This is a genomic window from Streptomyces sp. Ru62 (assembly GCF_002920615.1).
Classification (GTDB): Bacteria; Actinomycetota; Actinomycetes; order Streptomycetales; family Streptomycetaceae; genus Streptomyces.
The window spans coordinates 40,411-53,704 of sequence record NZ_PQSU01000033.1; the positions used below are offsets into that span (position 1 = coordinate 40,411).

Sequence of the window (13,294 nt, forward strand, 5' to 3'; positions counted from 1 at the left end):
TCCTTCCGAAGGGTGCTCACTCACCGTGAGGAAACCAATCACCCGTTCGACTCGTATAAGGACGTGAAAGCCGAATCAGGGAGAGACCATGCAACCGTTCACGCTCAACTACGCGCGGCCCGCAGTGCAGTTGGACGTCACCGCTCCGTATGCGTACGACTCCGGACTGCAGTTGAACGTCCTCCCGGACGGGCGGATCGCCGCCACCGACCACGCGACCCTCAGAGCACTCGGGACCACCACCTCGACCGCCGGTTCCAAGACGCACTTCGACGACTGAGACCGCGGGCCTCCACAGATGACCGTGCTCATCCTGACCAGTGAAGAGGACGTGACGGCGGACATGGTGGTCCTCCGGCTGGGCGAGGCGGGCGTGCCCGTGGTCCGGCTCGACCCCGCCGATCTCACCAACGGGGTGGCGCTGTCGGGCGAGTACGTGCGGGGCGCCTGCCGGGGACATCTGTCCGTCGGCGGGCGCCTGGTGAGCATGAGCGGCCTGCGCTCCGTCTGGGTGCGCAGGCCGGGCGACCCGGCCGCCCGCGCCGCCCAGCCGTCCGCCTGGCTGACCGAGGAGTCGTCCCAGGCGCTGTACGGCATGCTGCGCTGCACCGACGCCCGCTGGATGAACCACCCGGACGCCGCGCGCCGGGCCCGGCACAAGCCCTGGCAGCTCCATCTGGCCCAGCGCAGCGGCCTCGCGGTGCCGGCCACCCTCATCACGACGTTCCCGCAGGCGGCGCGGGAGTTCGCGGATCGTTTCCCGGACCTGGTGGTCAAGCCGGTCTCCGGGGCGCACCCGCAGGAACCGCCCAGGGCGGTGCCGACCAGCCGGGTGGCGCCGGACGCCGACTTCACGGCGGTGGCCTTCGGCCCGACCCTGCTGCAACGGCGGATCGCCAAGCGGGCCGACATCCGGCTCACCGTCGTCGGCGACACGCTGCTGGCCGCGCGCAAGCCTGCCGATCCGGACGCCCACCCGGACGACGTGGACGTCCGCTTCGCCCCGTCGGTCTCCCCCTGGCTGCCCGCGGAGGTGCCGTCGCGCGTCGCCGAGGGCGTGCTGCGCTACATGGCGGGCGCGGAACTGGCGTACGGTGCCTTCGACTTCGCGGAGGACGCCGACGGGATCTGGTGGTTCCTGGAGTGCAACCAGTCCGGCCAGTTCGGCTTCGTGGAGATGGACACCGGTCAGCCGATCGCCGCGACCATCGCCCAGTGGCTGGCGGAAGAAGGCGGTACCGGCCGCGGGTGTGCGGACGGTGACCGGAGCGCGGCATCGTGAGGGTGCCGGGATCGGCTCGGAGAAAGGAACGCGACATGCGCATCGGACTGCTGGGAACGGGCCCGTGGGCCAAGGCGGCGTACGCCCCCGCCCTGGCCGGGCACACCGGTCTGGAGTTCGCCGGGGTGTGGGGGCGCCGGCCGGAGGCGGCCACGGCGCTCGCGGAGCAGTACGGCGTCGCCGCGTACGCCGACGTGGACGCGTTGCTGGCCGATGTGGAGGCGGTGGCGGTGGCCCTGCCGCCCTCCGTCCAGGCCGAGTTGGCGGTGCGGGCGGCACAGGCGGGCCGCCATCTGTTGCTGGACAAGCCGCTGGCGGTGACGGTCGCCGAGGGACGGGCCGTCGTGGAGGCGGTGGAGAAGGCCGGGGTGGCGTCGGTGGTGTTCTTCACCACGCGCTTCCAGAAGGAACCGGAGGCCTGGATCGACGAACAGGCGGCGGTGACGGGCTGGTTCACGGCGCGGGCACAGTGGCTGGGGGCGGTGTTCACGAGTGACAGCCCGTTCGCGGCCTCGCCGTGGCGGCGGGAGAAGGGCGCGCTGTGGGACGTCGGCCCGCACGCCCTGTCGGTGCTGCTGCCGGTCCTCGGCGACGTGCGGCAGGTCGTCGCGGCGGCGCACGGTCCGGCGGACACCGTGCACCTGGTGCTCGACCACTCCACCGGCGCGTCGAGCACCCTCACGCTGAGCCTGACCGCCCCGCCGGCGGCGGCCGGGGCCGACGTGGAACTGCGTGGCGAGGCGGGTGTGACGCTCCTGCCGGGGAGTTCCGAGGGAGCCGTCCCCGCGCTCACCCGGGCCGCCGACGCGCTGGTGCGTGCGGCCCGCACGGGCCGGCCGCACGCCTGCGACGCCGCGTTCGGCCTCCGGGTCACCGAGATCCTGGCCACCGCGGAGGCGCGGCTGGCGGACGGTACGCAGTGAGCGGTCGCGGTGCCGAGGCGGGGGGCCGGCTCCCCGCCCCGGCACCGCCGGTCACCGCGCCGTCAGCGCGTCACCCGGCCGCGACCTCATGGTCGGTCCAGTAGTTGACGCGTTCCCGTACGACGGGATAGCCGGCCTTGGTGAAGTGCGCGGCCATCGGGACGTTGCCCTGGTCGGTGGCGGCGGCGATGAACCCGGCGCCCTGTCCGACCAGGAAGTGGGTGCACTCGACGAGCAGGTCGTAGGCGTAGCCGTGGCCCCGGTGTTCCGGCACCACGCCGATGAAGGCGACGCACGGCCCGCCGGGGTTGCGCGCCGGGATGTGGATGCCGACCGCGTCGCCTTCCGGCGTGCGGGCCACCTGCCACCAGTCGCGCGGTGAGGGGAACCAGCGCAGGATCTCCAGGTCCTCCCGGGCCGCCTGGTCCACGCCTCCCTGCTCGATGGCCCGGCGGGCGTGGGCGTCGAGCGTGCCGACGTTGATGCGCCGCAGCAGGTCGAGGAACACGTCGTCGTCCGGTTCGGCGGTGAACAGGAGCCGTCCGGGCCGCTCGGGCAGTCCCCGGTCCGGGGTCCAGCGGTAGAGGAAGCGCTCCACCAGGGGCGTGTAGCCGGCCCGGCGCGCGGCACTCTCCCGGACGGCCACCGCGTCCCGGCGCAGCGGGTCGTCGCGCCAGCCGGTGGGCAGGTCGAGTTCGAGTTCGGGTGTCTTCCAGGGCGCCGTCCGCAGCAGCTCGGCACCGGCCTCCTCCTCGCCTTCGGCGACGTCGAACCAGTTGATCACGAGCGGCTCGGGGTCCTCGGGGCGGCCCCACCAGGCGGCGCGCGCCACGGTGCGGCCGTCGCGCAGGGCGATGCGCTGCCAGTCGGGGCGGTAGTGGGTGCCGCGGTGCTTGTCGCTCAGGGCGAGCGGGTCGGGCATGGTGCGGAAAAGGTGAGCACTGCTCTCGTCGAGCGTGCGGATGACCACGTCGGTCAAGGAATCCTCCGGGATGCGTACGGTGTGCGCGCTCCCGGTCAGATCAGACGTGACACGCCCGCGGCACGGGGAGGGGGGAGCGCTGGATGGTGGTGATCCACATGACACTCGCCTCCTTGGTCCGTCCGTCTCGGGCGTGGTGATCACAGGCTAGGGGTTCGCCCCGATCGGGGTCCACCCCTTTTCCGAGGGGTCTCTCCGCACGGCGCTGCGCGGGTTCTTCCGCGCGGCGCGGTCCGCGGCGGGCGGCGTAACTTGGGGATGTGGAATCGGTGCGCGGCCGGTCGTCGCGCGGGGACCGGGAGGATCGCGGCTGGCTGCGGGGCGCGCCGCCGCCGTGGTGGATCCGCGTGCTGCCCGTGCTGCTGCTCGCGGCCGTCGGCTCGGCCACGCTGGTCACGCCGCACGCGCGCGACCTCGGCTTCCTGCTCGGCGCCATCCCGCCGCTGGCGGTCCTGTCCTACGGCCCGCTGATGACCGGTCTGCTGGGCGTGGGCGCGATCGTGGTGCTGAACGTCCCGGCCACCCATCTGAACCTCCCCGGCGACACGGACGTGCTCACCATCGGGTTCGTGGCCGCGCTGAGCGTGTTCGTGTCCTATGTGCGCAGCCACCGGGACGCCCAGCTGGACACCGAGCGGGCGATCGGCGAGGCGGTGCAGCGGGCCGTGCTGCCGCCGCTGCCGGACCGGGTCGGGCAGGTGGGGTGCGCGGCGTTCTACCGGGCGGCGCAGGACGGGACGCTGGTGGGCGGCGACTTCTTCGACGTGCGGAAGGGGCCGTGCGGTGTGCGCGCGGTGATGGGGGACGTGCAGGGGCACGGGCTGGCGGCGGTCGCGACGGTGGTGTCCTTGCTGGGGGCGTTCCGGGAGGCCGCCCTGGATCAGCCGGATCTGGAGTCGGTGGCCGCCCGGCTGGACCGCCGGCTCGCGGTGGACTCGGCGGACGTCCGGGACGGGGAGCTGTTCGCGACGGCTCTGCTGCTGGAGTTCGCGGCGGACACGGCCGCGGTCCGGCTGGTGGCCTGCGGTCATCCGGTGCCGGTCCTGCTGCACGAGGGGCGGGCCCGGGAGGTGACCGTCGCGCCCGGTCCGCCGCTGGGCATCGGGCTCCTGGGGGTCGATCCGCCGAAGGAGGCCACCGTGGCGCTCGGACCGGGCGACCGGCTGTTCCTGGCTTCCGACGGCGTGTGGGAGGCGCGGGACGGCACCGGCGCCTTCTACCCGCTGCCGGAGCGGCTGGCCGCCCTGGCCGGCCTCCCGTCCGCCGAGCTGCCCGGCGCGGTGTGGGCGGACCTGGCCCGGCGGCGCTACGCGATCCGCGACGACGTCACCATGCTGGTGCTGACGCCGGGGCCGTCCACCGCCTGACCTCGTTCCCCGCCGGTCAGCCCACGTCCCACAGGAAGCGGTGGGTGTGGATGCCGAAGTACGGGAAGGACCGGATCTCGCGGACGCCCTCGATGGGGCGCACCACGTCGTTGACGAAGTCGAGCAGCGCCTTCGGGCCGGGCGCGACCACCTCGGCGAAGAGGTCGAAGCCGCCCGAGGTGAGCACCGAGTAGACGACCTCGGGGCGCTCGGCGAGGGCGTCGGCGACGGTCCGGGGGTCGCCGTCGACGCCGATGCCGAGCAGGGCCATGGCCTGTCCGCCCATGGCCATCGGGTCGGTGACGCCGACCACCTGGACCGTCCTGGAGTCCAGCAGCCGCTGCAGCCGCTGCCGGGCCGCCGAGGCGGACAGCCCGACCCTGGGGCCGAGGTCGGCGTAGGCGATACGGCCGTCGGTCTGCAGTTCGCGCAGGATGGCGCGGTCGATGTCGTCCATGTCCTTCATCTCGTCCGGCTCCCTTCCTCAGGCGGCCAGTTCGGCGAGCGCGGCGGCGAACACCTCGGTGTGGGTGTCGACGTCCCGCTCGGTGGTGTCCGGGCACATCAGCGCCATGTTGTGGAAGGGGGTGAGCAGGATGCCCCGGTTGGCGAGGTAGAGGTGCAGGAAGTCCTCCAGCTCCGGGTCGGAGGCCGCCGCGGACTCGGTGCCGGTGCGCGGGGCCGGGGAGGTGAAGCGGTACTCGGTGCGGGCGCCGAGCCGGCTGACCGACCAGGGCAGCCGGTGGGCCTCGACACCGGCCCGGACGCCCTCCTCGAAGCGCTCGGCGAGGGTCGCCATCCGGGCGAACGCCTCGTCGGTCAGCACGTGCTCCAGGGTGGCGCGGGTGGCCGCGACCGACAGCGCGTTGCCCGCGAGGGTGCCGCCGACGCCACCCATGTCGACGAGGTCCAGGTCGCCGCGGCCGAGCAGCCGGTCGGCGAGTTCGGCGGAGAGCCCGTAGGCGCCGGCCGGGATGCCGCCGGCGATCGCCTTGCCGATGGTGAGCAGGTCGGGTTCCAGGTCCCAGGCGGCCGTGCAGCCGCCGGGCCCGGCGGAGAAGGTGTGGGTCTCGTCGTTGATGAGCAGGGCGCCGTACCGCCGGGTCAGCTCGCGGACGCCGGTGAGGTAGCCGGGTTCGGGCAGCACGATGCCGATGTTGGTGAGGGCGGGCTCCATCAGTACGGCGGCGACGTCACCGTGGGCCAGCTCCCGCTCCAGCCCGGCGAGGTCGTTGAACTCGGCGACCCTGCTGGTCAGCGTCACGTCGCAGGGTGCGCCGACGTTGCCGGGGCGGGCGGTGCCGGTGCCGTCCGGGCCGGTGACGATCAGCGACTCGTCCACGCTGCCGTGGTAGCAGTAGCTGTTGACGAGGATCTTCGGCCGGCCGGTGACGGCCCGGGCGAGCCGGATCGCCCAGCGGTTGGCGTCGGTGGCGGTGAGGGAGAAGCTCCAGCGGGCCAGGCCGAAGCGCCGGGTCAGTTCGGCGCCGACCCACTCGGCGTCCTCGGTGGGCAGCATGGCGGTGGCCCCGCCCAGTTCGGCGTACCGGCGGTGCACCGCCTCGGTGACGGGGGCGGGCGAGTGGCCGGCCATCGCGCCGGTGTCGCCGAGGCAGAAGTCGATGTACGCGTGCCCGTCGACGTCGGTGACCCGGGCGCCGCGCGCCCCGGCCAGGTAGCGCGGAAAGGCACCGGCGGTCTTGTTCATCCAGGTCATCGGCACCCGGCCGAAGAGGTGGTCGGCGCGCGCGTAGGCCGCCCGGGAGCGCGGGTTGCGGCGTTCGGCCTCGGCGCTCTCGCGGGCCAGAAGGGCGGGCAGACGCGTGCGGTCCATGGGACACCTCGACAGAGACGGGGAGGGAATGCCGTGAGCGTACGACGGAAACAACGCCGACCTCAAGGTGTGACGCTTGATTCGATTGCTTGGACGCTCGAATCACGCGTCGTGGACCCACTCCGTCCCTCGGCCGGGTGACGCGTCCCCGTGCGTCAACTGACGAACCGGCGCGCGGAGTTCGAACGTCCCGCCTCAAACGCCAGGGCGCGCCACCCCTTCCGCCACATAGAAATATCTACAACGATGCATATGCCGGGTTGGCGTGCGGACGCACGAAGTGCCCGGTCACGGCGTTCCCTGCGCTCGGGCAGGCGAGCGAGGACATCCGGAGCAGTGCATGGCGAACACGATGTGGATGCGGGGCGTGGAGTGGCTGGCGGCGGCGTCGGCCGACCCGCGCGCCTGCAAATGGGAATGGGACCACGGCGAGGGCATCGCACTGCTGGAGGCGGGCCGCTTCTGGGACGTGCTGAGCGTCCCCGACCGGCTGGGACTGCTCACCCTGGACCTGCTGTGGCAGCCCGGCCTGCCGGTGCCGGGGCCGACGCTGGTGGACACGGCGGCGGGCCGGGTCGGGTTCTTCCTGCCGCCGGACCCGTCCGGCGGCTGGATCGGCGCCGGGCTGCGGTACGCGACCAAGGGCTCCTGGGTCACCGTGCCACCGCCCTACCGGCCCGCGCGCTCCCTGGAATGGCTCGTGCCGCCCGACGGCACCGGCACGCTGCACGCGCCCGGCGTCCTGGAGGAGGCACTGCAACAGGCCAACGGCACGCTGGCGGTGCTCGCGCCGCTGTGCGGGCAGTACCGGTAGCGGCTCAGAGGTGCCTGGCCTCGCGCCGGGCGCCGCGGGTGCGGCCGGAGAGGGCGGCCCACAGCGCGTCCGGCTCGGCGGGGACGGTCCGCCCCTGTGCTCGCCACTCCGCGACGAGTCCGGCGTAGATCGGCTCTCCGGTACGGTCCATCTGGCGCAGCCGGCGCATCCGGTCCATGCGCTCCATCCGGTCCATCCAGTCCAAGCGGTTCATGCCGGGGCAACGCATGGGACCCGCCCCCGGTACGCCCCGCACGGCCCGCTCACCGGGTCGGGTGACTCCATCGCCCGAACGAGAGCTTCCACCCGTCGGACAAGCATTACGTCGGTCGGGACGTCACGGGCCCGGGCAGCGAGGCGCGTTTCGTCCGGCGCGCGCCGCGTGCCGGACGCTTCTATGCTGAGCAGGTCCGGGCCCTCCGACGTCCGCCCCGCGCACGGTCGTCTCTCATGTGCCGGGAGTCAGCCCATGTCGCCCACGTCCGTACGCCTGCGCCGGGGAGCCATGGTCGCCGTACTGGCGGGAACGCTGTGCGCGCCGCTCACGGCGGGGCCCGCACCGGCCGCCGTACCGGCCGCGTCCGTCGCCGTCCCGCCCGGCCCGTCCCTCTCGGAGCCGGACGTCCGCGCCCTCTCCCCCGCCGTGACCCGCCGACTCGACGCGACCGTACGGCGGGTGATGCGCGAGGCGAACGTGCCGGGCGTGACGGTCGGCGTCTGGACACCGGGCCGGGAGAGTTACGTCCGCTCGTACGGCGTCGCCGACAGGGCGACCGGCCGGAGGATGACGCCGGGCCTGTACACGCGCATCGGCAGCGAGACGAAGACGTTCACCGTGACAGCGCTGCTGCAACTGGTGGACCAGGGGAAGGTCGGCCTCGACGACACGATCGGCACGTACGTCGACGGCGTGCCCGACGGCGACCGGATCACGCTGCGCCAGCTGGCCGGCATGCGCAGCGGGCTGTTCAACTACTCAGAGGACGACGACTTCTTCAAGGCGCTCACCTCCGACCCGCGACGCCCCTTCACACCACGGCAGTTGCTCGACTACGCGTTCAGGCATCCGGTGCTGTTCCCGCCGGGCGAGAAGTTCTCCTACAGCAACACGAATCTCATCCTGCTCGGCCTGGTCGTGGAGAAGGAGAGCGGTCAGCACCTCGGGGACTACATCCAGCGGCACATCCTGGGCCCGGCCGGCATGAGGCACACGCTCTTCCCCCGGGGCAGCGAGTTCCCCACCCCGCACGCGCAGGGCTACACCGACCAGACGGCGAACGGGAAGGCCGCCGACGCGGCCGACTGGAACCCGTCCTGGGGCTGGGCCGCCGGGGCGATGATCTCCACACTGGACGACCTGCGCGTCTGGGCGCCCACGGTCGCCACCGGCGAACTGCCCGACGGCAGACGCCTGATCAGCCCCGCCATCCAGAAGCAGCGGCTGACCACCCCGGCGACCCCGATCCCGGGCACCGGATACGGACTGGGCATCTTCGACGTACACGGCTGGATCGGCCACAACGGCTCCCTGCCCGGCTACGAGTCGCTGACCGTCTACCTCCCGGCGACGCGCACGAGTCTCGTCGTCCTCCTCAACACCGACGTCAACCACGACGACCAGGAGCCGAGCACACTGTTCGGCCGGGCGATCACGGAGATCATCTCGCCGCGACACGTGTTCGACCTGCCGGCCGCACCGGCGGCCAGGTAGGACGGACCCGGGTGGTCGTGCGCCGATTCGGCCGGTCACCCGGAAGCCGGTGGCAGGAGACAAGGCTCCGCCGGCGGCCTGGGGGGGGTGGCCGCCGGCGGAGACGCCGCGCCCGGGGCGGGGGGAAGGCCCTGGGCGACTCAGAGGTCGGATGCCCGGGAATCCGGGAAGTACGCAGACGAATTCCGGCTGATTTCCGGGGTGGGTCCGGCCGGGCCCGACAGCCCGCTCAGCCCGTTCGTCGTCGTACCCCCTCACTCCGACCCGGCGGTCCCCCGCGCCTCATCCCGGCGGCGGCCAGGGCCGCGCCCAGGACGCAGAGTGTGCCGGTGAGTGCCGCGGCGGTGTGCAGGCCGTTCATGAAAGCCTGTGCGCTGCCCTCGGTCACGGCCGCCCGGAGGGGGTTCGGCATGGTGCCGGAGACGGGGGCCACCCCCATCGCCACCGCGTCCTTGGCCTCGGCCAGCTTTCCCGCCAGGGCCTGCGGCACGCCCGCGCCGGTCAGCTCGGTCCGCAGCGTGGCGCCGACGCGGGCGCTGATGACCGAGACCAGCACGGAGGTGCCGAGGGCGCCGCCGATCTGCAGGGTGGTGGTCTGGAGTCCGCCGGCCACACCGCCGTCCCGTACCGGCGCGTTGCCGACGATCGCGTCGGAGGAGGCGGAGAGCACCATGCCGACGCCGAGGCCGAGCGCGACGAACGGCGGCCACATGGTGGCGTACGGGGAGTCGCCGGACCAGCTGAGCATGGTGAAGCAGGCCGCCGCCTGGAGGAGCATGCCGAGCGGCATGCAGAAGCGGGCGCCGAAGCGCTCGGTCAGGGCGGCGCCGAGCGGGGAGGCGACGAGCGAGGCGAGGCTCAACGGGAGGGTGTGGACGCCTGCCTGTACGGGCGTCAGGCCGCGCACGTTCTGCAGGTAGAGCATGACGAAGAAGATCACGCCCAGCATGACGAAGAAGTTGAGGGCGGTGATGACCGTACCGACCGTCAGGTTCCGGCTGCGGAAGAGCCGCATCGGCAGCAGCGGGTGCTCGACACGGGTCTCGTGGCGGCCGAAGACGACGAGGAGCACCAGACCGGCGAGGATCGCGCCCCACGTGCCGGCCGATGCCCAGCCCCAGGTCTCGCCCTTGACGACACCGAGGACGACGCTCAGCAGGCCGAGCGCGAGCAGGACGACCCCTGTGACGTCGAAGCGGTGGTGTCCGGTCGAGTTCTTCGACTGCGGCAGCACGAACGCGCTGAAGGCGCAGGCGAGCACGCCGATGGGCAGGTTGATGTAGAACACGGACTCCCAGCTCACGTTCTCCACCAGCAGGCCGCCGACGATCGGGCCGAGCGCCGTGGAGACGGCCGAGACCATCGCCCAGATGCCCACCGCCATGGCGAACCTGCGCGGCGGGAACACCGCCCGCAGCAGGCCGAGGGTGTTGGGCATGAGCAGGCCGCCGAAGACTCCCTGGAGCGCGCGGAAGGCGACGACGCCCGTGATGGAGCCGGACAGGCCGATGGCGACGGAGGAGAGCGCGAATCCGGCGACGCCGGCGAGGTAGAAGGTGCGCCGGCCGAACCGGTCGCCGAGCTTGCCGCCCAGGATCAGCGTGGCGGCGAGGGCGAGCAGATAGGCGTTGGTCACCCACTGCAACTGGGCGGTGGACGCGTGCAGTTCGCGGCCGATCTCGGGGTTGGCGATCGCGACGACGGATCCGTCGAGCTGGACCATGAACAGGCCGAAGGCGACCGCGCACAGGGTGAGCCAGGGGTTGGCGCGCCGCCGGGCGGCGGCGGTGGCCGGTGCCGTGGGCGACCCGGATGAGGCCGGCGACGCGGGCAGGGCGGAGTGATCCACGGAGGTGGACGGCATGGAGAGGCCTCGTCTGGTACGGGGATGCGGTACGGGGAGAGGTGACGGAAGGGAACACCCACGACGGGCTACGCCCCGGGACCGGCGGCGGCGCGCACGGGCACCGGCGCCACAGGGGGGCTACGGCTCAGTGGGCGGCGGAACGGAGCCCGCGCGTCAGTGAGACCAGGGCGCCGAGGGCCGAGCCCAGGGCGTCCATCTCGCCCTCGGTCAGCGAGAGCAGGGCCTCCGTGAGGTGGGAGACCTGCAGCGCGCGCACCTCGCCGAGGCGGCGCCGGGCGACGGCCGTCGGATGCAGGCGGACGACGCGCTTGTCGGTGCTGTCCGGCCGGCGCTCCAGGAGTCCCTGCTCGGTGAGCTGGGAGACCAGCGCGCTGACGTTGTTGGGCTTCATCAGCAGGGCGTCGGCGGCCTCGCGGACCGTGGCGCCCTCGTGCTCGGCGACGTGGCGCAGCAGGTTGAGGTGGCCCTCGGGCGGCTTGGGGAGGGCGTAGTCGCGGGCGACCAGCCGGTCCAGGGCCCGGTGCAGCGCGGGCAGGGCGTCGGCGAGCGCCGAGGCGGCACTGTCGACGTCCCGCTGGGAGGCGCTGGATCCGGACAGGGGGGACACGACCGCAACGATAGGTATGACTTCATACCCATGTCAAACAGGTATGAGCTCATAGGTTTCCGGTCCGGCGCCCAGGACGGCATAAGCTCGGCAGATGGCGAAGTACTTCGACGTGCACCCCGAGAACCCGCAGCCGCGCAGCATCGGCCAGATCGCCGACGCGGTCCGCTCGGGGGCGCTCATCGCATACCCGACCGACTCCTGTTACGCACTCGGCTGCCGGCTGGGCAGCCGGGACGGCACGGACCGGATCCGCTCCATCCGCCGGCTGGACCACCGGCACCACTTCACCCTGATGTGCCGGGACTTCGCGCAGCTCGGCCAGTTCGTCCGGGTGGACAACGACGTGTTCCGGGCCGTGAAGGCCTCGACGCCGGGCAGCTACACGTTCATCCTGCCGGCCACCCGCGAGGTGCCGCGCATGCTCCAGCACCCGAAGAAGAAGACCGTGGGCGTGCGCATCCCGGACCACGTGGTCACCCAGGCGCTGCTGGCGGAGCTGGGCGAGCCGCTGCTGTCCAGCACGCTGCTGCTGCCGGACGAGGAGGAGCCGCTGACCCAGGGCTGGGAGATCAAGGACCGGCTCGACCACGTGGTGGACGCGGTGGTCGACTCGGGTGACTGCGGCACCGAGCCGACGACGGTGGTCGACTTCTCCGGCGGCGAGGCGGAGATCGTCCGGCGGGGCGCCGGTGACACCAGCCGCTTCGAGTGAGGCCGGGCACCACCTGATGCCGCTGTGGGTGAGCGCCCGGGACGTCGGGCCGACCGGGTGAGCACCGGCCGCCGTCCACGAGCGCCGGGACGCCGCAGGGAGCTGCGCGAGGACCGGCCCCGCACTCGGCGTCACAGGCACCACCCGAGCCGCCTCGGCACCACCGGCCGCACGCAGGCTCCACCGGCCCCGCGGGAAGCCACACGAGCGGCAACCGCCCGAGCGAACGCCGCGGGACATCGCATCGAGCCCCGCCGGCGCCGGCCCCGACGGCGCCCGAGCCGCGTGGACGTCCCCCGCGTGAGCGCCGGGGCACCCCGTGCGCCGGACTGGATCTTGCGTGGCAGCATGGCCGTAGCCGCGGCGCCGGGCGGGCATCCGCCGCCCGCGCCATCTCCGAGGGAGGGCCTTCTCACCATGACCGATGTCCAGGCGACCGCCGTCGACATCCCCACCGAGGACGGCGTCGCCGACGCCTACCTCGTCCATCCGGCCGACGGCCGCCCCCGTCCGGCCGTGCTCTTCTACCAGGACGCCTACGGTCTGCGGCCGCATCTGCGGTCGATGGCCGACCGGCTCGCCGGCGCCGGTTACACGGTGCTGGTGCCGAACGTGTTCTACCGCCTGGGCCGGACGCCGGTCCTGGAGCTGCCCGAGTTCATCGACCCGGGCGCCGACCCGACCCTCTGGGAGCGGCTCGGTCCGATCGTGGCCGGGCTGACAGCGGACCAGGTCAGGCAGGACGCGGACGCCTATCTGCGGTGGCTGGCCGACAGCCCCGTCGCGGCCGACGGCCCGGTCGCGCTGACCGGCTACTGCATGGGCGCCCGGCTCGTGCTGTGGACCGCGGGCGCCCACCCGGACCGGGTCGCGGCGGGGGCCGGCTTCCACGGCGGGCGCCTCGCCACCGACGACCCGGACAGCCCGCACCTCCAGGCCCCGGACATCACCGCGGAGCTCTACTTCGGGCACGCCGACGAGGACCCGTCGCTGCCCCCGGAGCAGGTGGCGCGCTTCGAGGAGGCGTTGACCGCCGCCGGAGTGCGGCACACCTGCGAGGTGTACGCCGGTGCCCACCACGGCTACACCCAGGCGGACACCCCGGCCTACGACCAGGAGGCCGACGAGCGGCACTGGGCGGCACTGCTCGGCCTGCTCAAGCGCACGTTCTGACGCTGTGCACGCGCATGTC

General features: G+C 73.2%; 14 protein-coding genes. 8 read left to right on the forward strand and 6 right to left on the reverse strand.

The genetic code is table 11. The annotated features are described in order from the left end of the window. Positions 1-88: 88 nt before the first annotated feature. The 3 genes from tgmA to C3492_RS34545 are packed head-to-tail and all read left to right on the forward strand — an operon-like array spanning position 89 to position 2,205. Positions 89-280 (forward strand): putative ATP-grasp-modified RiPP, encoded by a 192-nt coding sequence (gene tgmA, locus C3492_RS34535; protein ID WP_014670659.1) that lies wholly within the window; start codon positions 89-91, stop codon positions 278-280. 18 nt (positions 281-298) lie between these two features. After that, positions 299-1,282, forward strand: a complete 984-nt coding sequence (tgmB, locus tag C3492_RS34540) for an ATP-grasp ribosomal peptide maturase (protein WP_103816583.1) — start codon at positions 299-301, stop codon at positions 1,280-1,282. Positions 1,283-1,317: 35 nt separating this feature from the next. Beyond that, positions 1,318-2,205 (forward strand): Gfo/Idh/MocA family protein, encoded by an 888-nt coding sequence (locus C3492_RS34545; protein WP_103816584.1) that lies wholly within the window; start codon positions 1,318-1,320, stop codon positions 2,203-2,205. 70 nt (positions 2,206-2,275) lie between these two features. Here C3492_RS34545 and C3492_RS34550 read toward each other — a convergent pair whose 3' ends face one another. Beyond that, complete coding sequence (locus C3492_RS34550; protein ID WP_103816585.1) at positions 2,276-3,184, reverse strand: N-acetyltransferase; 909 nt, start codon at positions 3,182-3,184, stop codon at positions 2,276-2,278. Between the two features lie 263 nt (positions 3,185-3,447). On the opposite strand from C3492_RS34550, the gene C3492_RS34555 reads away from it, so the two are divergent. Further along, positions 3,448-4,554 (forward strand): PP2C family protein-serine/threonine phosphatase, encoded by a 1,107-nt coding sequence (locus C3492_RS34555; protein ID WP_103816586.1) that lies wholly within the window; start codon positions 3,448-3,450, stop codon positions 4,552-4,554. 16 nt (positions 4,555-4,570) lie between these two features. On the opposite strand, the gene C3492_RS34560 is transcribed toward C3492_RS34555, so the two are convergent. Beyond that, entirely contained in the window at positions 4,571-5,011 is a 441-nt protein-coding gene (locus C3492_RS34560; RefSeq protein WP_103816635.1) for an Lrp/AsnC family transcriptional regulator, read from the reverse strand. A 27-nt stretch (positions 5,012-5,038) separates the two neighbouring features. Further along, a complete protein-coding gene (locus C3492_RS34565; RefSeq protein ID WP_103816587.1) occupies positions 5,039-6,388 on the reverse strand; it encodes a transaminase in 1,350 nt (449 codons plus the stop codon). 340 nt (positions 6,389-6,728) lie between these two features. Between C3492_RS34565 and C3492_RS34570 the strand changes: the two genes are divergently transcribed. Next, a complete protein-coding gene (locus tag C3492_RS34570) occupies positions 6,729-7,202 on the forward strand; it encodes a hypothetical protein (protein WP_103816588.1) in 474 nt (157 codons plus the stop codon). 4 nt (positions 7,203-7,206) lie between these two features. Here C3492_RS34570 and C3492_RS34575 read toward each other — a convergent pair whose 3' ends face one another. Further along, positions 7,207-7,416 carry a hypothetical protein gene (locus C3492_RS34575; protein ID WP_229917704.1) on the reverse strand — a complete coding sequence of 70 codons (210 nt, stop codon included), beginning with the start codon at positions 7,414-7,416 and terminating at the stop codon, positions 7,207-7,209. Between the two features lie 255 nt (positions 7,417-7,671). On the opposite strand from C3492_RS34575, the gene C3492_RS34580 reads away from it, so the two are divergent. Beyond that, positions 7,672-8,913 (forward strand): serine hydrolase, encoded by a 1,242-nt coding sequence (locus tag C3492_RS34580; protein WP_103816589.1) that lies wholly within the window; start codon positions 7,672-7,674, stop codon positions 8,911-8,913. A 229-nt stretch (positions 8,914-9,142) separates the two neighbouring features. Here the strand turns inward: C3492_RS34580 and C3492_RS34585 are convergent, their stop codons facing one another. Next, a complete protein-coding gene (locus tag C3492_RS34585) occupies positions 9,143-10,777 on the reverse strand; it encodes an MFS transporter (protein WP_103816590.1) in 1,635 nt (544 codons plus the stop codon). Positions 10,778-10,904: 127 nt separating this feature from the next. Next, positions 10,905-11,378: a MarR family winged helix-turn-helix transcriptional regulator gene (locus C3492_RS34590; RefSeq protein ID WP_181140700.1), complete on the reverse strand. Its 474-nt coding sequence runs from the start codon at positions 11,376-11,378 to the stop codon at positions 10,905-10,907. 103 nt (positions 11,379-11,481) lie between these two features. Between C3492_RS34590 and C3492_RS34595 the strand changes: the two genes are divergently transcribed. Together C3492_RS34595 and C3492_RS34600 are read left to right on the forward strand one after the other, a co-directional pair. Beyond that, the gene (locus tag C3492_RS34595; RefSeq protein ID WP_181140699.1) at positions 11,482-12,102 is read left to right on the forward strand and encodes an L-threonylcarbamoyladenylate synthase; all 621 of its coding nucleotides are present in this window, start codon (positions 11,482-11,484) and stop codon (positions 12,100-12,102) included. Positions 12,103-12,519: 417 nt separating this feature from the next. Then, positions 12,520-13,275: a dienelactone hydrolase family protein gene (locus C3492_RS34600; protein WP_103816592.1), complete on the forward strand. Its 756-nt coding sequence runs from the start codon at positions 12,520-12,522 to the stop codon at positions 13,273-13,275. Positions 13,276-13,294 lie beyond the last annotated feature (19 nt).